Source organism: Pseudomonas sp. Y24-6 (assembly GCF_020295325.1).
GTDB lineage: Bacteria > Pseudomonadota > Gammaproteobacteria > Pseudomonadales > Pseudomonadaceae > Aquipseudomonas > Aquipseudomonas gregormendelii.
Genome location: NZ_JACBXG010000001.1, coordinates 558807 through 582638 on the forward strand (window position 1 = coordinate 558807; position 23832 = coordinate 582638).

23 protein-coding genes are annotated in these 23832 nt (G+C 60.6%); 14 read left to right on the forward strand and 9 right to left on the reverse strand.

The features are described from left to right. Positions 1-80: 80 nt before the first annotated feature. The 6 genes from HYI44_RS02640 to HYI44_RS02665 all read left to right on the forward strand — a co-directional run bounded on the left by HYI44_RS02640 (position 81) and on the right by HYI44_RS02665 (position 7024). Positions 81-1523 (forward strand): aldehyde dehydrogenase family protein, encoded by a 1443-nt coding sequence (locus tag HYI44_RS02640; RefSeq protein ID WP_225568674.1) that lies wholly within the window; start codon positions 81-83, stop codon positions 1521-1523. Positions 1524-1536: 13 nt separating this feature from the next. Next, positions 1537-2523: a dipeptidase gene (locus HYI44_RS02645; protein WP_225568675.1), complete on the forward strand. Its 987-nt coding sequence runs from the start codon at positions 1537-1539 to the stop codon at positions 2521-2523. A gap of 105 nt (positions 2524-2628) precedes the next feature. Next, entirely contained in the window at positions 2629-4182 is a 1554-nt protein-coding gene (locus HYI44_RS02650; protein WP_225568676.1) for a BCCT family transporter, read from the forward strand. A 2-nt stretch (positions 4183-4184) separates the two neighbouring features. Next, a complete protein-coding gene (locus HYI44_RS02655) occupies positions 4185-5915 on the forward strand; it encodes a hypothetical protein (protein ID WP_225568677.1) in 1731 nt (576 codons plus the stop codon). After that, positions 5915-6616, forward strand: coding sequence for a DUF3726 domain-containing protein (locus HYI44_RS02660; protein ID WP_225568678.1), 702 nt, complete (start codon positions 5915-5917; stop codon positions 6614-6616). The genes HYI44_RS02655 and HYI44_RS02660 overlap by 1 nt, the downstream gene beginning before the upstream one ends. A gap of 33 nt (positions 6617-6649) precedes the next feature. Then, positions 6650-7024 (forward strand): RidA family protein, encoded by a 375-nt coding sequence (locus tag HYI44_RS02665; protein WP_122838514.1) that lies wholly within the window; start codon positions 6650-6652, stop codon positions 7022-7024. 151 nt (positions 7025-7175) lie between these two features. Here HYI44_RS02665 and HYI44_RS02670 read toward each other — a convergent pair whose 3' ends face one another. Together HYI44_RS02670 and HYI44_RS02675 are read right to left on the reverse strand one after the other, a co-directional pair. Continuing rightward, a complete protein-coding gene (locus HYI44_RS02670) occupies positions 7176-8264 on the reverse strand; it encodes a polyamine ABC transporter substrate-binding protein (protein ID WP_225568679.1) in 1089 nt (362 codons plus the stop codon). 52 nt (positions 8265-8316) lie between these two features. After that, positions 8317-9618: an NAD(P)/FAD-dependent oxidoreductase gene (locus tag HYI44_RS02675; RefSeq protein ID WP_225568680.1), complete on the reverse strand. Its 1302-nt coding sequence runs from the start codon at positions 9616-9618 to the stop codon at positions 8317-8319. A 148-nt stretch (positions 9619-9766) separates the two neighbouring features. Between HYI44_RS02675 and HYI44_RS02680 the strand changes: the two genes are divergently transcribed. Further along, positions 9767-10666: a LysR family transcriptional regulator gene (locus tag HYI44_RS02680; RefSeq protein ID WP_225568681.1), complete on the forward strand. Its 900-nt coding sequence runs from the start codon at positions 9767-9769 to the stop codon at positions 10664-10666. Here HYI44_RS02680 and HYI44_RS02685 read toward each other — a convergent pair. The 4 genes from HYI44_RS02685 to HYI44_RS02700 all read right to left on the reverse strand — a co-directional run bounded on the left by HYI44_RS02685 (position 10663) and on the right by HYI44_RS02700 (position 14862). Next, positions 10663-10884, reverse strand: coding sequence for a hypothetical protein (locus tag HYI44_RS02685; RefSeq protein WP_122838510.1), 222 nt, complete (start codon positions 10882-10884; stop codon positions 10663-10665). The genes HYI44_RS02680 and HYI44_RS02685 overlap by 4 nt on opposite strands. Positions 10885-11043: 159 nt before the next feature. Then, positions 11044-12297 carry an OprD family porin gene (locus tag HYI44_RS02690; protein ID WP_225568682.1) on the reverse strand — a complete coding sequence of 418 codons (1254 nt, stop codon included), beginning with the start codon at positions 12295-12297 and terminating at the stop codon, positions 11044-11046. A gap of 87 nt (positions 12298-12384) precedes the next feature. After that, positions 12385-13689 carry a CitMHS family transporter gene (locus tag HYI44_RS02695; protein WP_122838508.1) on the reverse strand — a complete coding sequence of 435 codons (1305 nt, stop codon included), beginning with the start codon at positions 13687-13689 and terminating at the stop codon, positions 12385-12387. A gap of 90 nt (positions 13690-13779) precedes the next feature. Then, a complete protein-coding gene (locus tag HYI44_RS02700; RefSeq protein WP_122838507.1) occupies positions 13780-14862 on the reverse strand; it encodes a 4-oxalomesaconate tautomerase in 1083 nt (360 codons plus the stop codon). Between the two features lie 168 nt (positions 14863-15030). Between HYI44_RS02700 and HYI44_RS02705 the strand changes: the two genes are divergently transcribed. Further along, positions 15031-15921, forward strand: a complete 891-nt coding sequence (locus HYI44_RS02705) for a LysR family transcriptional regulator (protein ID WP_225568683.1) — start codon at positions 15031-15033, stop codon at positions 15919-15921. 71 nt (positions 15922-15992) lie between these two features. Here HYI44_RS02705 and HYI44_RS02710 read toward each other — a convergent pair whose 3' ends face one another. Next, positions 15993-17483: an aldehyde dehydrogenase family protein gene (locus HYI44_RS02710; protein WP_225568684.1), complete on the reverse strand. Its 1491-nt coding sequence runs from the start codon at positions 17481-17483 to the stop codon at positions 15993-15995. Between the two features lie 47 nt (positions 17484-17530). Then, positions 17531-17920 (reverse strand): c-type cytochrome, encoded by a 390-nt coding sequence (locus HYI44_RS02715; RefSeq protein WP_122838504.1) that lies wholly within the window; start codon positions 17918-17920, stop codon positions 17531-17533. Between the two features lie 278 nt (positions 17921-18198). Between HYI44_RS02715 and HYI44_RS02720 the strand changes: the two genes are divergently transcribed. Further along, the gene (locus HYI44_RS02720; protein WP_225568685.1) at positions 18199-19521 is read left to right on the forward strand and encodes an alginate export family protein; all 1323 of its coding nucleotides are present in this window, start codon (positions 18199-18201) and stop codon (positions 19519-19521) included. A 115-nt stretch (positions 19522-19636) separates the two neighbouring features. Here HYI44_RS02720 and feaR read toward each other — a convergent pair whose 3' ends face one another. Beyond that, on the reverse strand, positions 19637-20557 hold the full coding sequence (gene feaR, locus HYI44_RS02725) for a transcriptional regulator FeaR (protein WP_225568686.1): 921 nt from the start codon (positions 20555-20557) through the stop codon (positions 19637-19639). On the opposite strand from feaR, the gene HYI44_RS02730 reads away from it, so the two are divergent. Genes HYI44_RS02730 through HYI44_RS02750 form a run of 5 tightly spaced genes read left to right on the forward strand, consistent with a single transcriptional unit; the run spans position 20532 to position 23796 of the window. Continuing rightward, the gene (locus tag HYI44_RS02730; RefSeq protein WP_225568687.1) at positions 20532-20900 is read left to right on the forward strand and encodes a hypothetical protein; all 369 of its coding nucleotides are present in this window, start codon (positions 20532-20534) and stop codon (positions 20898-20900) included. The genes feaR and HYI44_RS02730 overlap by 26 nt on opposite strands. A gap of 25 nt (positions 20901-20925) precedes the next feature. Further along, positions 20926-22074, forward strand: coding sequence for an amine dehydrogenase large subunit (locus HYI44_RS02735; protein ID WP_201147236.1), 1149 nt, complete (start codon positions 20926-20928; stop codon positions 22072-22074). Positions 22075-22086: 12 nt separating this feature from the next. Beyond that, the gene (locus HYI44_RS02740) at positions 22087-22626 is read left to right on the forward strand and encodes a MauE/DoxX family redox-associated membrane protein (protein ID WP_225568688.1); all 540 of its coding nucleotides are present in this window, start codon (positions 22087-22089) and stop codon (positions 22624-22626) included. A gap of 3 nt (positions 22627-22629) precedes the next feature. Then, a complete protein-coding gene (gene mauD, locus HYI44_RS02745) occupies positions 22630-23256 on the forward strand; it encodes a methylamine dehydrogenase accessory protein MauD (RefSeq protein ID WP_225568689.1) in 627 nt (208 codons plus the stop codon). An 18-nt stretch (positions 23257-23274) separates the two neighbouring features. Beyond that, positions 23275-23796: a methylamine dehydrogenase light chain gene (locus HYI44_RS02750; protein ID WP_122838498.1), complete on the forward strand. Its 522-nt coding sequence runs from the start codon at positions 23275-23277 to the stop codon at positions 23794-23796. Positions 23797-23832: the final 36 nt, after the last annotated feature.

Genomic DNA, 23832 nt, shown 5'->3' on the forward strand with positions numbered 1-23832 from the left:
TTATCAAATCATATTTATTATTAATTTTTATTTGCACACTAATACTCGCAAGATGGGAACCACGCAATCGGAGGTTCCCCATGGCACTGCAAACTCATAAAAACTACATCGCTGGCGACTGGTGCGACGGCATGGATGTCATCGCTAACCACAGCCCGTCGGACGTAAACGATCTGGTTGGTCATTACCAACAGGCCAGCGTAGAACAGACCCTGGGCGCCATCACTGCGGCCCGTGACGCTCAACCGGTGTGGGCCGCGACCGGGTTGGAACAGCGCCAACAGGTGTTGATGGCCATCGGCAACGAGTTGATGGCGCGCAAGGAAGAGCTCGGTCAACTGCTCTCTCGCGAAGAAGGCAAACCTCTCGCCGAAGGCATTGGCGAGGTCAGTCGCTCCGCGCAGTTCTTCCACTACTACGCCGCCGAAGTGCTGCGCCAGCTGGGCGAAACAGCCGCCTCAGTACGCCCTGGCATCGAGATCGAAGTGCAGCGCGAACCGGTAGGCGTAGTAGGCATTATCACCCCATGGAACTTCCCCATGGCCACCGCCGCCTGGAAGATCGCCCCGGCCTTGGCCTTCGGCAACGCCGTGGTGTTCAAGCCTGCCAACCTGGTGCCCGCCAGCGCCTGGGCACTGACTGAAATCATCAGCCGCCAGAGCCTGCCCGCCGGCACCTTCAACCTGGTCATGGGTAGCGGCAGCGTGGTGGGTGAAAGCCTGATCCAGTCTGCCGATATCGACGCGCTGACGTTTACCGGCTCACTACACACCGGACGCCGGGTGGCCGTCGCTACCGCGACCAACCTGGTGCGCTGCCAGCTCGAAATGGGCAGTAAAAATGCCTTGGTGGTGCTCGACGATGCCGACCTGGAAATCGCTGTCGAGTGCGCCTTGAACGGTGCCTTCTTCGGTACCGGCCAGAAGTGCACCGCTTCCTCCCGACTGATCGTCTGCGACGGCATTCATGATCGCTTTGTCACCGCGCTCACCGCGCGCATGCGGCAGTTGAAAGTCGGGCATGCCCTTGAACAAGGCGTGCACATTGGCCCGGTCGCCGAAGCCCGTCAGCTTGAGCAGAATCTACAGTACCTGGAACTGGCCAAGGCCGAAGGCGCCACGCTGGTCGAAGGCGGTGAAGTGCTGGCGCTGGAACCTGCCGGCCATTACATGCGCCCTGCGCTGTTCATCGATAGCAGCAACGACATGCGCATCAACCGCGAAGAAGTATTCGGCCCGATTGCCTGCGTGATCCGGGTCAGCGACATCGAACAAGCCCTCGCGGTACTCAACGACACCGAATACGGCCTGACGGCCGGAATTATCACCCAGTCCCTGCGCCATGCCAGCGAATTCAAACGCCGCGCCCGCACCGGATGCGTGATGGTCAACCTGCCAACAGCCGGCACCGATTACCACGTGCCGTTCGGCGGTCGTAAAAACTCGAGCTTCGGCCCGCGTGAACAGGGGCAGTACGCCCGCGAGTTCTACACCGTGGTCAAGACCACCTACGTGCGGCCCTGAATCGGAGAGCACTATGCAAGACTTGTTGATGATCGACGGCCTGCAGTACTCCAACTGGAGTGAAGAGATTTTTCGCCAGATGCAGGAAGGTGGCCTCAGCGCCGTCCACGCCACCATCGCGTACCACGAGAATGCGCGGGAAACCCTGTCGCGCCTGGGTGAATGGAACCGCCGCTTCGAGGCCTGGCCCGAGCTGATCCGCCCCGTGCGTGAAGCCGCCGACATTCGCCTGGCGCATCAGGAAGGTCGCGTCGGGGTTTTCTTCGGCTTCCAGAATTGCTCACCCATAGAAGACGACATCAGCCTGGTGGAAATCTTCCGGCAGTTGGGCGTGCTGGTCATGCAACTGACCTACAACAACCAGAGCCTGCTCGCCAGCGGCTGCTACGAGCGCGAAGACAACGGCATCAGCCGCTTCGGGCGCCAGGTGATCAGCGAGATGAACCGCGTGGGCATGTTAATCGACATGTCCCACAGTGCCGAACGCAGCACCCTGGAAGCCATCGACCTGTCGAGCCGGCCGGTGATCGTTTCCCACGCCAACCCCTCGAGCTTCCACGCCGCCAAGCGCAATAAATCCGACGCAGTGCTGCGCGGCATCGCCGATTCCGGTGGCCTGCTGGGTTTCAGCACCTATCCGTTCCACCTCAAGGGCGCATCCGGCTGCAGTCTCGAATCGTTCTGCGACATGGTCGCCAACACTGCCGACCTGATGGGCGTCGAGCACATAGGCATCGGCACCGACCTGTGCCAGCAACAACCCCTTAGTGTCCTGGAATGGATGCGCAATGGACGCTGGAGCAAGGACAAGGACTACGGCGAGGGATCGGCCGACAACGCCAACTGGCCGCAACCGCTGCAGTGGTTCCGCGACAGCCGGGATTTCCCGGTGATCGCCCAGGGCCTGCGCGCCCGTGGTTTCGCTGAGGACGAGGTGCGCAGCATCATGGGACTGAACTGGCTGCGCCTGCTGGAAACCGCCACCACTGCCATTGCCTGACCCTGAAATTCACCGTGAGGACACTATGAAAAACAACAACAATAGCCTCCCGTTCATCTCCCTCATCGGCGATGCACAGCCTCAAGCGCGTATGTTGGAGGCATCATGAAAACATCTAGCAGCCTGCAAGCCGAAAGCCAGCCACTGGCCCTCGCGCCGCCGAAAAAAGATCTCGACTGGCCGCTGTTCCTGATCAGTGGCGGCTTCCTCGGCGCCTTTCTGATCGCCGCGCTGGTCGACATCGAAGGCACCTCGAAACTGGTGAACACCCTGTTCACCTGGTCGACCCGGTTCTTTGGCCTGTACTGGCAAATCCTCATGCTACTGACGTTTGCCGTAAGCCTGTTCATCTGCTTCAGCAAATGCGGGCGGGTGCGCCTTGGCGGTATTGACCAGCGACCCGACACCAGTACCTTCAACTGGATAGCCGTGATCATGTGCGCGTTGCTCGCCGGTGGCGGTGCCTTCTGGGCCGCGGCTGAACCCATGATGCATTTCGCCAGCCCGCCGCCGCTGTTCACCGGTGTGCAGGCGCATACAGAGGCCGCTGCGCATGCCGCGCTTGCACAGTCCTTCGTACACTGGGGTTTCCTCGCCTGGGCGGTGCTTGGCAGCCTGCTGTCGATTGTCCTGATGCACCTGCATTACGACAAAGGCTTGCCACTGGCACCCCGAACCCTGCTCTATCCGCTGCTTGGCGAGCGTGCGCTCAAAGGTCCGATTGGTACCCTGGCAGACGCCACCTCGATCATCGCCGTAGTCGCCGGGACCATCGGCCCGATCGGATTCCTGGGTCTGCAAATCAGTAGCGCGTTGCATTCAGTGTGGGGTATTCAGAACGACCTGACGACCCAGGCCATCACCATCATCCTGGTCACGGTGATGTACACCACCTCATGCCTGGTGGGTCTGAAGGGCATTCGCTTCGTCAGTGAAATAAACGTGTGGTTGATGATTGGCCTGGCGGTGTTCATGGTGGTGTTCGGACCGACCGCGTTCATCCTGGGCGGTTTCCCGACTGCATTTGCACTGCACGTGGAACAGTTCATCCCGATGACGCTGTTCCGCGCCGACCCGAAATGGCTCGACTGGTGGACAGTATTCTACTGGGGCTGGTTCATTGGCTATGCACCGATGGTGGCGCTGTACGTGGCGAAGATCTCCCGCGGCCGAACCATCCGCGAAGTGATCATGACGCTGTCCATCATCGCCCCCATCGTGACCATGTTCTGGTTCACCGTGGTCGGCGGCACCGGCATCGGCATGGAACTGCAATCGCCGGGCATCGTCACCGCCAATGGCGCGCAGCCTGAAGCGTTGCTGCTGGGTGTCACGCAGAACCTGCCGCTGGGTGGCCTGGTCTCGGCATTGTTCCTGTTCCTGAGCTTCATCTCGGTAGCGACCAATGGTGACGCCATGGCGTTCACCGTCGCCATGGCCATGTCGAGAGACGACAAGCCGAAAAAATGGCTGCGGGCCTTCTGGGCCATCGGCATGGGCCTGGCCGCCGTGGTGCTCATCACCATTGGTGCGGGCGGCGTAACCGCGCTGCAATCGTTTATCGTGATTACCGCCGTGCCAGTGTCGCTGCTGATCCTGCCGTCGCTCTGGGACGCGCTGAAAATCGCCCGGTACATGGCCCGCGAGCAGGCGGTCTGAACATGAATAATCCAGGAAGCGTCACGATGTGGTACTCCCCTTGCGAACCATCGCAGCCGATACTGCGCCCGGCCGATCAGGTCATGGACCTCGATCGCCTGGGCAGCCAGTTCCAGAGCCGCCTGAGTTTCGTGCGCAGCAGCATGCGCCGCATGATGAACCAGCAATGGCGTATCCGGCGCCGCCGCTTCGACCTCGATGGCGAAGGTTTCGGCACCGCCATTTATCGAATCGATACGCCCCACGCCCACTACCACTGCGTGATTTTCTCGGCCTACCTGCCCCCGGAAAAACGTAGCGACCGGGTGATCGCCGATCAATGGGACGTCAGCTTCGTCCTGCTGGCTGGTGACGTCGATGAGCTGCAACTGCAGGACCTGCGCCGCAACGTGCCACTGCAGGAAGCCGGGCGATTTGACTCGCGAGTGCTGGTGTTGTCCCGGGCCAATCGAAGCCTGCGCAACTTTGAACGGTTCGTCGCTGCCTTGGCCGAAGGCACCCAGCCCGATCCCCAGCAGCTGGCCGAAGTGGGCTATCTGTATCGCACCACCGCCGTGTACGGCAATGGCAAGTTCGGCATCGCCGACTTCAGCTGCCTGCAAGGCAATGAGGATTTCACCCAGCCCTTCAGCGCGCAAATGTTCACCGTGTACCTGCTGCGCCATTTCAGTATCGAGCAGATCGAACACATGGCGCGGGCGCGCAATCCGCAACGGGCGGTTGGCCTGGCGATTGCCCTGCAACGTTACCTGGGTGTCGGCAATTCCACAGGCCTGGGCATGGCACCGTTCCTGATCAATCATCCGCAGCTGGTTAACCAGTGGGTCTGGGCTCGGGAAACCGCACTGGCGCAGGTCCTGGGGCAAGCGGCGGATCTGCCGCGGGTTGAGCGCCTGCGGGCATTGCTGGACCGGGGGCGCCGACATGTGCAAGAGACAGTCACCGACGACCAGCGCCAGGCGGCGCTCGATCAGTGCACGCTGGCTGACCTGGCACGCTTGATTCAGTGGTTCGACGCACAGCCTGTCAGTCCTGATCTGTGGACGCGAGTCCAGGGTTGGGCGCAGAGCCATGGCGGTAAAGGCTGCCAGGAATTGCTGGTGAGCCTGCTGCTGGAGCTGTACCCGCAGCTGGTCGATCCCCTGGCGGAACAGATGGCCGTCAGCGAAGGTTTTCGCCTCAACGCCGACATGCCGCTGACGGAGCTGCGCGTACTGATGGAGAACCACTACCGTTGGGCACTGGAGCTTGATCTGGACAGCCCCGCAGCCAATCACTTTTTCTGGTATCGCTCGGTAGAAAAAGAGGAGCCGCGCCTGGGTGAGCGCGCCATGGAGCCGGGAGCGGAAAAGGAAATGCAGCTGGGCATCGCGCACAACATCCAGCGCTGCCACACAGCACTACTGGCCTATCTGGAGCAGCACCCGCAGCAGCTGACGGCGCACTTTCTGCTCGCCCAACCGCAATTCAAGGGCACGGTGTGCCGTCTGCAGGGCATGGCTTGCTGCGCCTATGGCGAGATCCGCGCCAATCTGTTGCATCGCAACATGCTGCCCATCGACTTGTTGCGCTGCAAACTGGCGTTCTTCGGCGCTGGCAAGTTCGATCCGAAATCCAGCCGCTGGGTGCGCATCACCTTGTTCCAAGGCGCGCCGCTGGTCAGCGAGATCGGCCAGCCTTTTGACGACGACTGGAACTTCGCCGTCATGCCCACCTTGGACGGAGAAGTCTGATGCGTGTTTCGTACAACGAAGTACAGGTGATCTGCCGCAAGGCCTTCGAAGGCCTGGGCTTTGCACCGGGTGACTGCGACGACGCTGCCGATATGATTGCCCGCCTGCAGCAGCAGGGCCTGGACGGCATTGGCGCGCTGAAAAAAGCCCTGGCGTTCCTGCATGATGAGGTCGATCGGCCCATCGAAACCAACTATGAAGACGCCGCGCAATTGACCCTCGACGCTCACGGCCAAAGCATCCTGCGCTGCGCCGCCCAGGCCGTCGAGCTGGGCGTGAGCAAGGCTTTGCGTGGCGGCAGCGCCTTGATCCGCATCCGCCATTGCCACAACCGCATCCTGCTGCTGGGTTACCTGGCTCGTTGCGCCGATCAGGGGCTGAACTTCTGCGCGTACTGGCGGGATGCGCGGCAGGAACTGGTCGCGACCTTCAGTGCCGGCGACAGCCAGCCATCCTTGCGCGTGCATGATCTGCCGCAACCAGCCATGGATGATGAGCAGAGCATCAACGTGTTGATCTCCCGCCACTTCACCCTCCTGCCGTGCCCGGGCCTGACTACCCGGCATTACCACACGTTCGTGGGCGGGCTGGAGGTGGATGACGAGGTGTGGGCCAGGTTGAAAAAACTCGGTGAACGAGTGCTGGTGGAAAGCACCGAAGAATCCCGACGACGTGGTGCCGGTGAAAGCAGCGACGCCTGATCAACTCTCTATCAACGCTTCAGGAATATTTGCATGAAATACGCAGTCAAGACCGACCTCTTCGCCTCTCGCGCTCCGCTGGAATGGGCCGTCGTCGGCAACGGCACGCTGTACACCGCACAAATTCCCATCGATCGGGAGGGGCAGGTGGTGCCCGGGGGAATCGAAGCCCAGACCCGGCAGACCCTGGACAACCTGCGCCACACCCTGGACGCCGCCGGCAGCTCGCTGGACGCCGTGACCCAGGTCCTGATCTATGTCACCGACCGCAGCTATCTGGCGACCGTGAATGGAATGTACACCGAATACTTCCAGGCGCCCTTCCCCAACCGTGCGGCGGTGGTGGTGGCGGGGTTGGCGCGGGAAGAAATGTTGGTGGAGTTGGTGGTTTACGCCTGCGTTGGGTGACTGATCCTGCACTTTGGTAGTGAACGTTAGACCACCATCGCCAGCAAGCCGGCGGCTGCATGGGATCGGGGGGACCCGCAGAAAGACGAGGTATCACAGATCCCCGGAGCCTGCTTGCCGGCGATTATCGCAATGCGGTCTTTGCGACGGATCAGGTATTAGTCTTTAACCGAGTCCACAAACGCGTACTCAACCGCGCAATCGCCGCCGGCAACTCCTCGACCGTGAACAGCTTCTCCAGCACCGTCTTCGGCGGATAGATCGCCAGGTCCTGCTTCACCGCCGGTACCACATATTGATCCGCCGCCAGATTGGGGTTGGCGTAGTGGATGCTGTTGCTGATATTGGCAATCACCTGGGGTCCGAGCAGGTAGTTCATGTAGGCGTAACCGTTCTTCTCGTGCGGCGCGCTCTTGGGCATCACCACCATGTCAAACCACAGGGTCGAGCCCTCATCCGGAATCGAGTAGGCGATGTTGATGCCATTGTTGGCTTCCTTCGCACTGGCCGCCGCCTGCACCACGTCGCCGTTGAAGCCGATCACTGCGCAGACATTGCCATTGGCCAGGTCGCTGATGTACTTGGAGGCATGGAAGTACTGCACATAAGGGCGGATTTTCAGCAACGCCTGCTCGGCCTTCTTGTAGTCCGCCGGCTCGTGGCTGTGGGGCGGCAGGCCCAGGTAGTTGAGGGTGATCGGCAGGATTTGCGTGGGGTTATCAATGATCGCCACGCCGCATTGGCTGAGCTTCTTGATGTTCTCTTCGTCGAAGAACAATTTCCAGGAACGGGTAATATCGGTGTTGCCAAAAATCGCCTTGATCTTCTCGACGTTGTAGCCAATGCCCGCCGTGCCCCACATATAGGGGTAGCCATACTGGTTGCCCGGGTCGTTGACCTCAAGCTTGTGCAGCAATACCGGGTCGAGGTTTTTCCAGTTCGGCAGCTGGCTCTTGTCGAGTTTCTGCACGGCGCCGGCCTTGATCAGGCGCGACAGAAAATGGTTTGAAGGGCTGACCACGTCATACCCGGTGTTGCCGGTCATCAGCTTGGATTCCAGCACCTCGTTGCTGTCATGAATGTCGTAGGTGGCCTTGATCCCGGTTTCCTTGGTAAAAGTAGTCAGGGTGTCATCGGCGATGTAGCCGTTCCAGTTGGAGATATTGACCACTTCATCCGCGTAACTGGCTGCCGGGAACGAGGCGAGCATGACCATCAGGGTAAGGTTGTTGATGCGCATTTTCTGTCACCGTGTGTGCTGAGTTGTTGTTCTTGGTTGATCGACGGATGTTCTAGATTTCAGTTCTGGCCCTGATTGACTCCACACGCATGCGCAGCATGGCACCGATATCCAGCAACGGTTTGGGTGGCAGCCAGCCGGGTTGGGCTCGGCGCATCACCGATTGCAGGACTGGCGAATCGACGCCAGAGGACATTTCAGCCAGCAACCGCCCCCACAAAGTGCCGCGTGCCACACCGGAACCATTGCAGCCGGCCACCGCATAAACACCCTCCTCGACCTTGGCGAAGTAAGGCTGGCCGCTGCGCGATGCGCTCAAATGTCCGGTCCAGGTGTACTGGATGTCCTGGGCGCCGAGGAATGGGAAACGCCGCTGCAAACCCAGCACATGATGTTCACGGCGCACTCGCAGCTCGCTGGCGGATAAATCCCGCAACCGGTATTCCGCCGTGTTGCGGATCATCACCCGGCGGTCCGGGGTCAAGCGCACGGTGGCGCCCAGCGGCCGAGTGGACAGCACGCCCCAGGGCTCGACCGCGCCGATTGCCTGGTACTCGGCGTCAGTCAGCTGCCGGGTGAGGCTCGCGCTGAGCTCCATCGCAAACGTTGCGCTGTCGTCGATGCCCGAACGCGAGATGAATGCATTCAGGCATACCAGCACTTGCTGCGCTTCAATTCGGCCGGCAACGCCATTGGCGCGCACGCGCCCCTGACTCAGGCGCTCCAGACCGGTGATGTCGGTGTTTTCGTAGAGGGTGACGCTGGCGGGCAACGCATCCAGCAAGCCCTTGACGTATTTCGCCGGCTGCAACAACGCGTTGCCATTGCCGCACCAGATAGCCGCCTGGTAATGCCGGGTACCCAACTGGTGATACAGCGCCTCGCCTTGTAGAAAATGCGCCGAAGCACCCACCGCGCGCAGGGTTTGCAGCTTGTCCTCGACCTGGGTCAACTTGCCGGGATCGCTCACCGCAAAAAAGTAACCATCGTCGCGAAAATCGCATTCGATGCCATGCCGGGCGATTCGCTGGCGCACCTCGAGGCTGGCAACCCGGGAGATCTCGGTGTCCACCTGATAATCGGCAAAACCCTTGCTGCCCAACAACTCATCGGTGCCTGGATGTTCGTGGGCCACGGCAAACCCTGAGTTGCGCGCCGAAGCGCCCTGCGCCGCACGCTGGCGATCAACGATCACGATGCGGGCCTGAGGGTGCATCTGCGCGAGGGTGTGGGCGGCGTTCAACCCGGTAATCCCAGCCCCGATAATCAGCCAGTCAGCCTTCTCGGTACCCTTCAGGGAACCGCGCACGGGCGAGCTGCCCGCCTGCGCAATCCAGCCACATTCATTGGTCATGCATCACCTCGATCCACCGTTATCCCGCCGTGGGCATTGCCCTTTCCCATGCGTTGAACGCATGAGAAACCTCGGCCAAGACTGGAATTTAGAGCGCCAACAGTGATAAAACCAACGTTATAAAATCATCGAAGTATTCGGAAAACGCATGGATAAGCTTCGTCACGTCCCGTCGCTGCAAGCAATGCAGGCGCTGGTGGAAGTTGCCGACTCCGGCAGCTTCACTCAGGCCGCATCGAAGCTGTGCCTGACTCAAAGCGCTGTGAGTCGGCAAATTCAGCAGCTGGAGAGTCACTTCGGTGTCGCGTTGTTCGTGCGCACCAGTCGCAGCCTGAGTCTCACGCCCGAGGGCGAGCAGGTGCTAACCAGTGCCCGCAGCATCCTTGAGCAACTCAAAGCCCTGGAGGAACGGCTGGCACCCAGGGAGCGTCCGTTTCGCATTCGCATGCACGTATCCCTGGCGGTGCGCTGGTTGCTGCCCAGGCTGAGCGAGTTCTATCGATCTCATCCCGAGGTTTTGCTGTCGATCGAGACTGTGGCAACTGAGGTGGTGGAGCCAGCCGTCGACAGCGACGCCTACATCCTCTATCTGGCGCAACCATCGAATGATCCACAGTCCATGACGCTGTTCGAGGAAGCGCTTGTGCCCGTCTGCGCGCCGGGGCTGGCGGACGCGCTGCGAGCAGTCGAAGACCTGGTGCATTGCACCTTGCTGCATCGCTCCTCGGACCGTCATGACTGGGTAAAATGGTTGGCAGCCAACGGCGGTGGACCGCTGGAGCGCTACCGGCACATTCCTTTCAACCTGGATGAACTGGCACTGGATGCGGCTGCACGCGGGCTGGGCGTGGCGATGACAGACCTGACCCTGGCGGGCGAGTCGGTAGATCGAGGCGTGTTGGTGATTCCCTTCGGTAAGGCGCTGAAGACAAAGGGCGTGTATGCGCTGACCCTGCAACCCTCAGCGAGCGCGCATCCGGCCTGTGGGCTGATCCTAGAGTGGTTTGCCCAGCAGGCCGAGGGGGAAATCGCGAACCCCGAAAGCTAGGTGCCGTTACCGATGCCCTCGGTCGCCTGGGCAAACGCCAAACCGGCCTCGCGCACCAGCTGACGCCATTCGTTGCTGTTGATCAGACCGGCACGTTCCATCTCGTCAGCGGCCTTGAGGAGCTCATCGTACTGCTCCTCACAATCCATGCGAATCAACGGCTCCTTGAGCAGTTGGTACCAGGCCGCCATTGCTTGCTGCTTTCGATCGTCGTTCATGGCCAGACTCCAACGGTTGTTTCTGGTTGGGCGTCTGGTGTGGATAGCGGTTCCCGGGTGCCGACATACGGCGACTGACTCAAATTCCTTGCCATGCCCTGGCCTGGCCTGTGGGAGCAAAGCTTGCTCGCGATAACTCCCACCGATTAATCGCCACCTCTACCACACCGCAACATCGTAGGTGACATAGACCCGATTACTGTCCCGCCCCCGCGCATAATCCGAGCGATACACATAGTTGCGCAACCTGATCCCCAAACCCTTGAATGCGCCGTCCTGCAGCACATACGCCAACTCGGCATCCCGCTCCCACTCATGCAACCGCGCGTCCCCGGATTTGCCATTGTCGCCACTCAGATAGCGCGTGGAAAACGTCAGGCCCGGCACGCCGGCCCGGGCGAAGTCGTAGGCGTAGCTGAGCATCCAGGTCTTCTCGTCTTCTTCGATAAACTTGCCGATCCCGACATTGCTGAACGAATAGACGGTCGCGCCGCTGATGTAGGGCAACCCTGCGTCGCCACTGAGTACCTGATACCCGCCGCCGAAACTGTGCCCTGTCAACGAGTAGGTCAACTGGCCGCTGAGCATATCGTTATCGATGACGCCACCCCGCCCCGTTCCGGCGTCCACGCTGTGGAAGTAGCGCAGGTCGCTGGTCAGCACGCCAGCACCCAGGGTCAGATCATGCTGGACTGCCGCGAACTGCTGACGATAGAAGTCCTGCAGTTCGCCGTAGAAGTACCCCAGGCGAATGTTCTTGCCCAGCTTGTAGTCGCCACCTGCATAGGAAAAATCCGAACCCTTGCCAGTAAAGCCATCGGGAATAATCGAGCGACTGTCCGACGAATCCCTGAGCTTGAACTGATCCAGATGACCGCCAGTGAGTGTCAGGTTGGCGATGTCGTTACTGGTGAACTGGGTGCCTTGATACGTCTGTGGCAACAGGCGCGCATCGTTGTAGATCACCACCGGTGTCCTGGGCAACAAAGAACCCTGCTTGACCACGGTTTTCGCCAGCCGGACTTTGCCCGCCACCCCCAGGCTTGCGAACTCATCCGCCGCACGTCCGTCGTCGTGTACCGGCAGCAGACCCGTGCCGCTACGACCTTTGCCGGAGTCCAGTTTGACGCCGACGAGGCCCAGCGCATCCACGCCAAAGCCCAGCGTGCCCTGGGTAAAGCCGGACTGGTAATCGAGCAGGAAACCCTGCGCCCATTCAGTACGCTCGCTCTTGGCAGTCTGCGCCGCGCGGGCGCTCAGGCCGTTTTCATCACGAAAATTTTCGTTGAAGTACACGTTGCGTAATTGCAGCTTCAATTTGCTGTCTTCGATCAATCCCGCCGCCCAGGCACTGGCCGAAGGTACAGCGTTCAAGAGAACAGCAACGGCCCCGCAGGTCAGGAATTTGCTCATGTTCAATACTCATTATTGTTATTGGCCGATGCACTGATCCGCGCGCCCTCTTCAGGGCACGGGAACAGTTTTCAGGGGGAAAGGCGATCAGACGAACAGGGTCAGTGCACCGGTCAACAGCGCCAACGCTGTGACAACCAGGGAAGTCAGCACCGCCCACTTGAAGGCGGCTTTCTGGAAGTCACCGATGTCGCGGTCGATCATGCCCATTAACAGCAAAGTGGATGCCACCAGTGGACTCATCAGATGCACCGGCTGGCCGAGGATCGATGCCCGGGCTATTTCCAGGGGGCTGATACCGTAAGCAGCTGCGGCGTTGGCGAGGATCGGAACCACGCCAAAGTAATAGGCGTCATTAGACAGGACGAAGGTCAAGGGCATGCTGGTAATGGCCACGACCAGCGGGAACAGATGCCCCCATGCCGGCGGAATCCAATCCACCAGGGTCTGCGCCAAGGCGTCGACCATCTTGGTGCCGGAGAAGATCCCGGCGAAAATCCCGGCCGCAAACACCAACAGCACTACAGTCATGGCGTTGCCGGAATGGGCGAGGATGCGTTCTTTCTGGATGTCCAGTTGCGGGTAATTGATCATCAGGGCAAGTACAAAGCCGATCAGAAACAGAATCGCCGAGTGCATCACGCCCATCACCAGCGCCGCCATAACCACGATGACCAGCAGCAGGTTGACGTAAGCCAGCTTCGGTCGTTTGTGCGGCGTATCGCCGAGGATCGCCTCGATATAGCAATTACCGCCACCGCTGCTCAAGTGCACATTACCGATACGCTTGCGTTCGGAACGGCCCAGCAGGAAAGCGGTAAACACCACCCACGCCGCACCACCCACCATAGTCGGCAGCAACGGAATGAAGTACTCCCCTGCATCCAGGCCCAGTGCCGCGATGGCTCGTGTGGCCGGGCCGCCCCAAGGGCTCATGCCACTCATGATGCTCAGCGACAACATGGCCACGATCCCGAGGATCATCGGATTCATGCCGATGCGCTTGTACAGCGGCAACATGGCAGCGCAGGTGATCATGTAGGTGGTCGTGCCGTCACCATCCAGTGCCACGGTCAACGAGAGCAACGCCGTACCCACGGCGATCTTCATCGGGTCGCCATTGACCCGCTTGAGGATCTTGCGGATCAGCGGGTCGAACAATCCGGAGTCGATCATCAGGCCGAAAAACAGGATCGCGAACAACAACAGCGCAGCGGAGGGAGCGACCATTTTCAGGCCGTCGAGCATCATTTTCCCTGTGGTTCCGCCGAAACCACCGATCACTGCAAAGACAATCGGAACAACCGTCAAGGCGACGATGGGTGACAGGCGTTTGGTCATGATCAGGAAGGTGAACACGACCACCATGGCCAAGCCGAGTAAGGCGAGCATAGGGCAATTCTCTTGTTGTTATAGGTGATAAGGCCGACGGCAAGGCAGGCAACCTGAGCCTACCAGACGACGCAGCCTGCGATCAGGGATCTAGCCCGCGAGTCGCTGTGAAACCGGTGCATACACAAAGCCGGAAAACAGGCGTCGGGCAGTACGCACGACAGAGGCGCGGATGGTTTCACCGTTCTCGCCGGTGTACGACAAGACCACGTCGATACCGCCGCCGGGGTGTTCGATCCGCACGTGTTGCAAGCGCGCGGTGGCGGTATCGCCGAGCATTTGGGCAACGATACTGCCTTGACTGACACAAGCGGTCGCCAGGCCAATGGAACCCGTGATGGCCAGCGAGCGATGACAGCTGTGCGGCATGAAGTAACGCACCTGCAGGGTGCCGCCGGCCTTGGCCGGCGATACCAGCACCGGCTTGGGAATGACCATGCCCTTCACGTCGCCCAGACCCATCGCGGCACCTGCACGCAGGCGCAAGGCCTCCAGGCGACGCAGGAATTTCTTGTCGGCGTCCAGCTCTGCCGGGGTTTCATCGCCGCGCTTGCCCAGGTGGCGTGCCTCGATGAGCACCATCGGCATGGCCATGTCGATGCAGGTCACCGGAATGTCGTCGAACACATCCTGGGTGTTGCCGGTGGGAAAGAGCTTGCCGGTCTTGCACCCAGCCGCGTCGAGGAAGGTCAATTGAACCGGGGCTGCGCTGCCTGGCACTCCATCGATTTCGGTGTCCCCTTCATAGCTGACCTTGCCCTGGGGCGTTTGCACTTCAGAGGTGACGAAGGTCCCGGTATTGAGGTTGCGGATGCGCACGCTGGTCATCGTTTGGCTGGCCTTGACCAGGCCTTGCTCGATAGCGAATGGCCCGACCGCGCAGAGCATGTTCCCGCAGTTGGGGGCCGTGTCCACGCGACGCGAGGACACCATGACCTGCACGAACAGGTAATCCACATCGGCATCGGGATGCAGCGACGGACTGACAATAGCGACCTTGCTGGTCTGCGGGCTGCCGCCGCCAATGCCGTCAATCTCCAGTTCGTGACCGGAGCCCATCAAGGCGAGCAGCAGTTCGTCACGCTGTTCAATGGACACGGGCAGGTCCCAGGCCAGGAATACGGGGCCCTTTGAGGTACCACCGCGCATCAGTACACAAGGAATTCGTTGCATGGCTACTGACTCTTATTGATTAATCAGGGCGATTGATGTCTTGCAAACAAGAGTGACAGGGAAGCACTGGTGTTTCCAATGCAAAGATTCGAGCTATTATTGCGTTTGACGAAAGAGTTGAACGAGCGAAAATAGCACTTTTCGCCGAGGTATTTTTAAGGGGAATTTATGGAATATGAGCTTCAAGACATCAGATCATTCGTAAAAATCGCCGAACTTGGCAGCTTTCATGAAGCCGCTGATGCCTTGCACCTGTCTCAACCCGCACTGAGCCGGCGGATCAAGAAGCTGGAAGAGGGTCTGGGGACGGCGTTACTGGATCGCACCACGCGCAAGGTCAGCCTCACCAGCGTCGGGCGTGATTTTCTGCCCAAGGCGCGTCGACTGCTGGATGACTTCGACGACTCGATTCTCAACATCAGGGAGTTGGCAGAACGGCAGATCGGCCGGGTGACGCTCGCCTGCATCCCCACCGCCGCCTTTTACTTCCTGCCTTCGGTGATTCGCCTCTATAACGAACGCTACCCCAAAATCCGCATTCGCCTGCTCGACCTGAGCGCGAACGAAGGCCTGGAAGCGGTACTGCGCGGCGAAGCCGACTTTGGCATCAACATGATGAGCGGCCAGCATCCGGATATCGAGTTCGTGCCGCTGGTGAACGAGCCCTTTGTGCTGGCGTGCCGACGCGACCACGAACTGGCCGAACGCAGTTCAGTCACCTGGTCGGAGCTCAGTGAGTATCGGCTGATCGGCGTGGGCCGCCTCAGCGGCAACCGTATGTTGCTGGATCACGCTCTATCCGGTTTGAGCTGGCGTCCGCAATGGTTCTATGAAGTGCAGCATCTCTCGACTTCATTGGGCCTGGTGGAAGCCGGGCTTGGGGTGTCGGCAATGCCGAGCCTGGCAATGCCAGCGGACGATCATCCAACGCTGGTCAGCATTCCCCTCATTGAACCGGTGGTGAACCGCTCTTTGGGGCTGGTGTACCGCAGAGGCGCATCACTCTCCCCCGCGGCGGAGAAGTTTGTCTCGATTCTGCTTGAGCAATGGCCGCAGTGACCCCTTCTATACCTGCGCGCCCAGAGCGCAATGCCGACACCTAATGTTTTCGTCGGCAAGCGCAGCCAGGATCAATGCGCAATACACACCGATTTCAACTCGGTATAGGCCTCGATCACCGCGCGTCCGAACTCGCGGCCCATGCCGGATTGCTTGACCCCGCCGAACGGCATTGCCGGGTCGAGCAGTACGTGGGCGTTGACCCACACGGTGCCGGCTTCGATGCGCGGGACCAGGTTCATCGCTTTGCCCAGGTCGTTGGTCCAAAGGCTGGCGGCCAGGCCGTAGCGGTTGTCGTTGGCCAGGGCGATGACGGCGTCTTCATCGTCGAAGGGCATGATGCCCAGCACCGGGCCGAACACTTCTTCCCTGCTCACGGTCATGCCGTGGTTGATATCGGCCAGGATCGTCGGCTGCACGTAGAAGCCCTCGCCCTCGAGCAACTCCCCGCCGCACACCACCCGTGCACCTTCCTGGCGAGCCAGTTCGATGTGCTTGAGCACGCCTTGCTGCTGCTTGCGCGACACCAGCGGGTTGATCGCCGCGTTGCAGTTCATGCCGGCGCCTATCGGCATGGCAGACACCGCTGCCGCGAGGCCTTCAACGAAGCGGTCGTGGATCGAGCGATGCACATAGAAACGTGAGGCGGCGGCGCAGACCTGGCCGTTGTTCAGCAGGCCACCAAGGATCGCGCCCTGAATGGCTTTGTCGATGTCGGCATCGGCGAGCACAATCATCGGGTTCTTGCCTCCCAATTCCAGGGCAAAGCGCGTCATGTTCGCCATGCACGCCACACCCACGCTCTTGCCCACGCCCGTGGACCCGGTAAACGAGACTTTGCTCACCAGCGGATGCGCCGTCAGCACGCCGCCCACCGAGACGCCGCCACCGGTTACGACGTTGAACACACCGGCGGGAATACCAGCCTCCAGCGCCAGCTCTGCCAGGCGCATGGCGGTCAACGGGGTTTCCATGGCCGGCTTGATGATCACCGTGCAACCGGTGGCCAGCGCGGGCATCAGCTTCCAGGCGGCGATCAGCAGCGGGAAGTTCCACGGCACGATGCCCACCACGACACCCACCGGCTCGCGCTTGGTGAACGCGGTGAATTTGGCACCCGGTGGCAGCGGGATCGACACGTCGAAAGTCTGCCCTTCGATCTTGGTGGCCCAGCCGGACATGTAGCGCATGAACTCTACGGTCGCGTTCAGATCCAGTGCGCGGGCCATGTTGATCGACTTGCCCTGGCTCAGGGTTTCCAGCTGGGCCAGCTCTTCGGCGTGCGCTTCGACCAGGCGGGTAAAGTTTAGCAGGATGCGCTCGCGATCCGCCGGACGCAGGCCCGACCACACCCCGGATTTGAACGCGGCGTGGGACGACTGCACGGCCTGCTCGACGATTTGCAGCGGCGCATCGAGGGTCTCGCACAGCGTCTGCCCGGTGGCCGGGTTGACCACGGCAATGCTTTGTCCTTCGGCGAACACCCACTGGCCATCGATAAAACAGCCATGCCGGCGCTCAAGGAATGCAGCCACCTGGGGCAGAATTTCAACGTTGCTCATAAGTTGCCTCTTATTCAGACGAATTGTCCGGCGCGTACACCGGCCGATTATTGTTGTTCTTTGAGGTAGCACACGACCGCCTGGCGATCGTCCGCAGAAGCGAGGCCCATGTAGGGCATGTAGGTTCCCGGCACGAACGCCTGGGGCTGAGCGATCAATTGCTCGATGTTCCCGGCTTGCCAGTCGATGTCTTTACTGCGCATGGCCTGGGAATAGTTGAAGCCTTCGAGGGAACCGGATTTGCGTCCGATCACGCCTGCGAGGTTGGGGCCCATCATCCCTGTCAGGCCCTTGGTCACCGAATGGCAGACCGCGCATTCATTGGCGAACACCTGGGCGCCGTGGCCCTGGTCCGGCGCGCAGTCTGCGGCCAGCGCGGTGCTGGCCAAGGTGTATGAAAGCAGACCGACAAGTAGCCATCGCAGCGAGCTGAACATAGAAAAAGCACCTTGATATCCGCGTGCTCGCAATTGCCGAGCACCCACACTGAAAATACCGATGCGGGTGCACCGGGAGGTTGGAACGGATTGTCGATGGTCGCTGGCCTGGAGGATTTGCCCTGCGTGCCAGTCGTATTGGCGGGGCTGCCAAACCGGGATTTCTGGCATGCACAGCCAACTCTTTGGCAACCACACAAAAGGCCTCGGATAGTCGCCGCCGTAGTATCGAAAAAGACCGCAACCCTGCGTTCAAGAACAAGAACGGATGCCACACGATGCCCAAGTCCCCCTTGCTTCTCCTTTCGACGCTCGCGCTGCTGATCAGCACAGGCAATGCCGGCGCCCATGAGCTGTATGCCGATGACGACACCCATCTGAACGCGACCCTGGAAGCGGTCTTTGGCATATTCCACAGCCAGGAAAACTATGCGCTTGCCGGCCGCCTTGGTCAGGGCTCCTCATCGTGGCGCGAGGGTTATATCAAATATGGCCTGAGCTTCGACCAAGGCCTGGCCGGCGAAGGCACCGCTTATGGCGCGGCAAACCTGCTCAGTTCCGGCACCTGGGGTGACGGCGATGCCGCCGGCTTCAGTGATGGTTCCGAGCGCACCACCAAGTTCGAAGACGCCTACCTCGGCTGGCGCTCGGGCAAGGTGTTCGAAGTGCTGGGAGAGGATGGTGTCGACCTGTCGTTCGGCCGGCAGAACATCGTGGTTGGCGATGGTTTCCTGATCAATGGCGACGCCCTGAACATCGGCAAGGGCCTGGCCGACGGAGAGTTTAACCGCGGGGGCGCCTACTGGCTGGCCGCACGCAAAGCTTTCGATCAGACCGCCGTATTGCGCCTGGGTGGCAAGGAAGGTTGGCGCAGCGATCTGATGTGGCTGAAATCGAACAACCGCGCGCAAGCGAAAACCGAGATGTACGTCGGCACCCTCGAGCACGTCAGTGAGGCTGGCACTGTGGGCCTGACCTACATCGACTCCACCGATGTCGACGAGCAATACGCGTCACCCCTGCAACTCGAGCGTGACGGCATGAAAACTTACAGCCTGCGCGCTCAAGGTAATGCCGGAGTACCCGACCTGTTCCTCTCCGGGGAATACGCCAAACAGGACAAACCTCACACCGCCAGCGAAGATGCCTGGTACCTGGAAGCGGGCTGGACCTTCGCCGACGCGCCCTGGACCCCGAACGTCAGCTACCGCTACAGCCGTTTCTCGGAGGGTTACGACACGCTGTTCTATGGTTTCAGTCGTGGTTTTGGCACCTGGTTCCAGGGGGAAGTGGCCGGTAACTATGCGGGTCCATTCAATAGCAATTCACGAATCCAGAACGTGACGCTGAAAGTCGCGCCTCTGGATAACCTGAGTGTTGGTGCGATGTATTTCAACTACGACACCATCGACCGTAACCTCGGCAATACCGACGGCCATGAAATCGACCTGTATGCCGAATGGCACGTCAACGACCACCTGACGGTGATGCCGTTGGTGGGGCTGTATCAGCCGGACAAGAGCGCTGAGCAAGGTGGTACGCAGTTAGGGAGCAATGACAGGAATCTGTATAGCCAGGTGGTGTTTGCGATGGGCTTCTGACCTGAACGAACACAAAAGCCTGCGATCTTTTGACCCTGAAAGATCAAAAGATCGCAGCCTGCGGCCGCTCCTACAGGGGATGGGTGTCGTTCCTACCGCTTGAGTCGCCGCGCGCTCAAGCCTGGCTATATCGCTTGCGATAAGCCCCCGGGGATACGCCGAAACGCGCCTTGAACGCCGAGGAAAAGTAGCTGGAATCCGAGAACCCCCAGGCGTAGCACAGCGCCGAAAGTTTCTGTTCGCCATGGCTTTCACGCAGGTTTTGCGCGCAGAAATCCAGCCGGCGGTGCTTGATGTATTGCGCCACTACCAAGCCGCGCTTGGAGAACATCCGGTACAACCCACGCACCGAAATTCCCACGTCTTGAGCGATCGTCTCCGGGCACAGCCCTTCGGTGCTGATGTGCTCGTCGATGTAGGCGATGATCTTGCGAAACTGCCGCTCGTGGGCATCGCCGCCACTGTCGCGGGCGCTGATACCCGGCAACAACAAGCTGGCCAGCGCATCCAGGACCGCCTCGCTTTCCTGCATGTCCAGGCCTTCCTGCTGGCGGGTTTCCAGCACCAGCCTATTGGCCATTGCCGCCAGTGGCGTGCCCGCCGCGATGCGCGTGGCGCAGCTCAGACCACTGAAGTGCGAGCCCCGCTCCACCACCTGGCGCGGCAGGATCAATGACAATTGCCGGGAGTCTTCATGGTAGGTCATGTCACTGGGCCGGCAAGCGTCGATCAGGGCGATATCGCCCAGGCCCAGGCGGGTACGATTGTCGCCCTGCTCCAGCTGCGAACTGCCGCGCATCTGGAACACGGCGTAATAATGCCCGTCACTGCTAACGCTAACGTCCTTGCTGGTGCGATACAGGTGCACGTGTGCCATGTCGACGACACTGAGGTTGATGGCGCCACTGCGAAACTCCGCCAGCTCGCCATAAAAATCGCTGTCCAGCACCCGCGCGTCAAATCGCCCGCAGGCTTGGTTGACCTGGCTCAACCATTGTTCGAACGCCTCATTGCGAACCGTCGAAGAACTCATCATCACTGCAAAGCCTCACGTGTTTTTTTTATTTTTCGACCGCTTCGTCGAGCGGTTCGGCGAATGTTCGCAACTGGCCGCCCCCTTCCCTTGCCTGCCACAGGCTCGCCATTCTTCAGGCTCCAGCATCGTCGTACCAGCATTGTTTAGGGGTCAAGCGCGACTACCAGACGAGTGGAAACGCCAGCAATCACCGCTGCCCGAGGGATTTTTACGTGTTCTGTCGGCATTTGCCAATCAATGGCACAGACACACAACCACTTGGCAGCCACAGCAATTCTCCGCATTGCCCGGCAAGGCAGAATTGAACTGCAAAAATCTGCGTCTGCACCCGCGATTCGCGTGAACAATAATTCAGGGAGTTGCCCCTAATGCGAGCCACCAGGATCACCGTACAGTCAGCGCTGAGTCTGAGCCTGCTAGTACTCGGTTTGAACAATGCCAGCGCGGACCTGCCCGCTGACACGATCGGCCAGACCGTTCTGGCCTTTCCACCGGAAGCCCACCGTACGTTCATCGTCGATGTCGAATTCGAAAGTTTCGTGACGGGCCGCGTCACCGTGGTCGACCCCGACAAAAAACGCATCCTCGGCATGGTGCCCACCGGCTTCGCCGCGCCCTCGACGCTCAGCCACGACCAGAAGACCCTCTACAGCGCCGACATCTTCTACTCCCGCGGCACCCGTGGTACCCGCACCGATGTGCTGACCGCCTGGGACAGCTCGACCCTGTCGCCGGCCTGGGAATTGCTGATACCGACCAAACGCGCCGAGTCGCTGACCCAGCGCTACGGCCTGAAAACCAGTGCCGATGATCGCTTCGTCTACGTCTACAACTTCACCCCGTCGACCTCCGTGACGGTGGTCGATACCCAGGCCAAGGCCGTCACTTCGGAGATCGCCATCCCCGGGTGCGTGCTCAACTATCCGGTCGGCAATCGTCGTTTCGCCTCACTGTGCGGCGATGGCAGCCTGCAGGTAGTCACCCTGAATGATCAGGGCGTGGAAACCGCCCGCAGCCGCACGCCATTCTTCGACCCCAACGCAGAAAAGCTCGTGGAACGCGCCGTGAATGTGGGCGATACCTACTACTTCACCACGACCACCGGCACCATACGCCCGGTGGATTTCGCCGCCGATGCGCCAAAAATCCTGCCGGCCTGGTCGCTCAGCAGCGACGAAGAAAAGAAAGCCGGCTGGGCCCCCGGTGGCTGGCAGCTGATGGCGGTGGCACCAAAATTGAACCGCTTGTATGTGCTGATGCACGACGCCCACGAACCGATGAAGTGGGAAGACCCGAGCCCGCTGATCTGGGCCTTTGATCTGAAAACCCAAAAGAAAGTCGCGACCCTGGAAGCGCCGGTGCCCGTGTGGAGCATGCAGGCCACCGGCGACGACAACCCGCTGTTGCTCGGCACCGACGTGGAAGGCGGCTTGCAGATTTTCGACCTCAAGACCAACAAGCTCACCGGCAGCATGGCCAAAGTCGCGAAAACCGCGACACAGGTCATGAGCTACTGACGAGGCCCGACCATGCACATTGATCCGATTTTCATTATCGCCAGCGCCCTGGCCATCGCCGTGCTGCTGGCCAGCGCCGCGACCCACAAGTTGCGCGCGCCGGCACGGTTTGCCAAACAACTGGCGGACTATCAGTTGCTGCCTGAGGCCCTGGTGCGACCCGGTGCACGGGTAATGCCGCTGCTGGAACTGACGATTGCCTTCGCGCTGCTGGTTCCCGTCAGTCGCTCATGGGCAGCGCTGACCGCCGCTGGCCTGATCACTCTGTACGCCGCCGCCATCGGCATCAACCTGCGGCGTGGCCGGCGGGACATCGACTGCGGCTGTGCCGGGCCTGACCAGGTGCAGCCGTTGCGCCCGATCCTGCTGCTGCGCAACAGCGTGCTGATCGCCCTGGCGTTACTCGCAAGCGTGGTGCCGCTGGCCCGTGACCTGAATCTATTCGACGGCTTTGTGACCATCGCCGCCAGCGCCGTGGCGCTGCTGATTTACGCCGCAGCCGATGGCTTGCTGGCGAACTCCCCTCTTCTGCTCAAACTGATTGGTAGGTGATCAATGGACGGCTTAATCGTTTCAAATGCGTTGCTCTGGATTTTGCTGCTGGCCCTGGCGTTCGCCGTAATGGGCCTGGTGCGTCAAATTGGCGTGCTGCACGGGCGCATCGCACCGGCTGGCGCACTGATGGTCGATAAAGGCGTGGCCGTGAACGAGCCCGCGCCGCAAGTGACCGCATCCGACCGCAAGGGTCGCCCGGTGAACTTCGGCTACGCCGGCGAAAAATCCCAGCTGCTGTTCTTCCTGTCGCCGACCTGCCCGATCTGCAAGTCGCTGCTGCCGGCAATCAAGTCGATTGCCCGGGAACAGGCCGATCGCCTCGACGTGGTGTTCATCAGCGATGGCGACATGGACGCTCAGCAAACGCTGATCCGCGAACACAAGCTCGACGACGTGACCTACGTAGTCGGCCCGGAAGTGGGCATGACCTACCAGATCGGCAAGCTGCCCTACGCCGCTTTGATCGACAAGGCTGGCACTCTCCGCGCCAAGGGCCTGGTCAATTCCCGAGAGCACCTGGACAGCCTGTTCGAAGTCGAGCACCTGAAAAGCGCAACGCTGCAGGAATACCTGAACAGCCAGCCGCACCCCCATGCGCATGACCACAGCCATGGCCATAGCCACTGATTAGGCAGGGAGACTGTTATGAAATTGCTGGATCTGTTGTTTGAGCGTTCATCCCGTCGAGTCGCCGATACGACCTCGCGACGCAAACTGCTGGCGCGAATGGGCTCGCTGATGGTCGCCGGTGCCGCACTGCCCCTGCTGCTGCCACTGGATCGCACCAGCAAGGCGCTGGCCGCCGATAACCCGAAAGCCGGAGACCCCGGTGACCCGAACAGCTGCGACTACTGGCGCTACTGCTCCATCGACGGTTTCCTGTGCAGCTGCTGCGGCGGCTCGGTAACCTCCTGCCCGCCGGGCACCGAAGCCTCGCAGGTGACCTGGATCGGCACCTGCCGCAACCCGGCCGACAACAAGGACTACATCATTTCGTACAACGATTGCTGCGGCAAACAAAGCTGCGCGCAATGTGCCTGCACCCGTAACGACAGTGAAGAGCCGGCCTACCGCCCGTTCAACAACAACGACGTGAACTGGTGCCTGGCCGCCAAATCGCACATCTACCACTGCACGGTTTCGATCATCCGCGGCGTCGCTGTCTAGTGCACACAAGCCGTTGGTTGCTCAGGTAATCGACGG

Bases quoted from the DNA above. Each gene is read 5' to 3' on its own strand.
- HYI44_RS02640 (WP_225568674.1), top strand. From the start codon at position 81: ATGGCACTGCAAACTCATAAAAACTACATCGCTGGCGACTGGTGCGAC.
- HYI44_RS02645 (WP_225568675.1), top strand. From the start codon at position 1,537: ATGCAAGACTTGTTGATGATCGACGGCCTGCAGTACTCCAACTGGAGT.
- HYI44_RS02650 (WP_225568676.1), top strand. From the start codon at position 2,629: ATGAAAACATCTAGCAGCCTGCAAGCCGAAAGCCAGCCACTGGCCCTC.
- HYI44_RS02655 (WP_225568677.1), top strand. From the start codon at position 4,185: ATGAATAATCCAGGAAGCGTCACGATGTGGTACTCCCCTTGCGAACCA.
- HYI44_RS02660 (WP_225568678.1), top strand. From the start codon at position 5,915: ATGCGTGTTTCGTACAACGAAGTACAGGTGATCTGCCGCAAGGCCTTC.
- HYI44_RS02665 (WP_122838514.1), top strand. From the start codon at position 6,650: ATGAAATACGCAGTCAAGACCGACCTCTTCGCCTCTCGCGCTCCGCTG.
- HYI44_RS02670 (WP_225568679.1), bottom strand. From the start codon at position 8,264: ATGCGCATCAACAACCTTACCCTGATGGTCATGCTCGCCTCGTTCCCG.
- HYI44_RS02675 (WP_225568680.1), bottom strand. From the start codon at position 9,618: ATGACCAATGAATGTGGCTGGATTGCGCAGGCGGGCAGCTCGCCCGTG.
- HYI44_RS02680 (WP_225568681.1), top strand. From the start codon at position 9,767: ATGGATAAGCTTCGTCACGTCCCGTCGCTGCAAGCAATGCAGGCGCTG.
- HYI44_RS02685 (WP_122838510.1), bottom strand. From the start codon at position 10,884: ATGAACGACGATCGAAAGCAGCAAGCAATGGCGGCCTGGTACCAACTG.
- HYI44_RS02690 (WP_225568682.1), bottom strand. From the start codon at position 12,297: ATGAGCAAATTCCTGACCTGCGGGGCCGTTGCTGTTCTCTTGAACGCT.
- HYI44_RS02695 (WP_122838508.1), bottom strand. From the start codon at position 13,689: ATGCTCGCCTTACTCGGCTTGGCCATGGTGGTCGTGTTCACCTTCCTG.
- HYI44_RS02700 (WP_122838507.1), bottom strand. From the start codon at position 14,862: ATGCAACGAATTCCTTGTGTACTGATGCGCGGTGGTACCTCAAAGGGC.
- HYI44_RS02705 (WP_225568683.1), top strand. From the start codon at position 15,031: ATGGAATATGAGCTTCAAGACATCAGATCATTCGTAAAAATCGCCGAA.
- HYI44_RS02710 (WP_225568684.1), bottom strand. From the start codon at position 17,483: ATGAGCAACGTTGAAATTCTGCCCCAGGTGGCTGCATTCCTTGAGCGC.
- HYI44_RS02715 (WP_122838504.1), bottom strand. From the start codon at position 17,920: ATGTTCAGCTCGCTGCGATGGCTACTTGTCGGTCTGCTTTCATACACC.
- HYI44_RS02720 (WP_225568685.1), top strand. From the start codon at position 18,199: ATGCCCAAGTCCCCCTTGCTTCTCCTTTCGACGCTCGCGCTGCTGATC.
- feaR (WP_225568686.1), bottom strand. From the start codon at position 20,557: ATGATGAGTTCTTCGACGGTTCGCAATGAGGCGTTCGAACAATGGTTG.
- HYI44_RS02735 (WP_201147236.1), top strand. From the start codon at position 20,926: ATGCGAGCCACCAGGATCACCGTACAGTCAGCGCTGAGTCTGAGCCTG.
- HYI44_RS02740 (WP_225568688.1), top strand. From the start codon at position 22,087: ATGCACATTGATCCGATTTTCATTATCGCCAGCGCCCTGGCCATCGCC.
- mauD (WP_225568689.1), top strand. From the start codon at position 22,630: ATGGACGGCTTAATCGTTTCAAATGCGTTGCTCTGGATTTTGCTGCTG.
- HYI44_RS02750 (WP_122838498.1), top strand. From the start codon at position 23,275: ATGAAATTGCTGGATCTGTTGTTTGAGCGTTCATCCCGTCGAGTCGCC.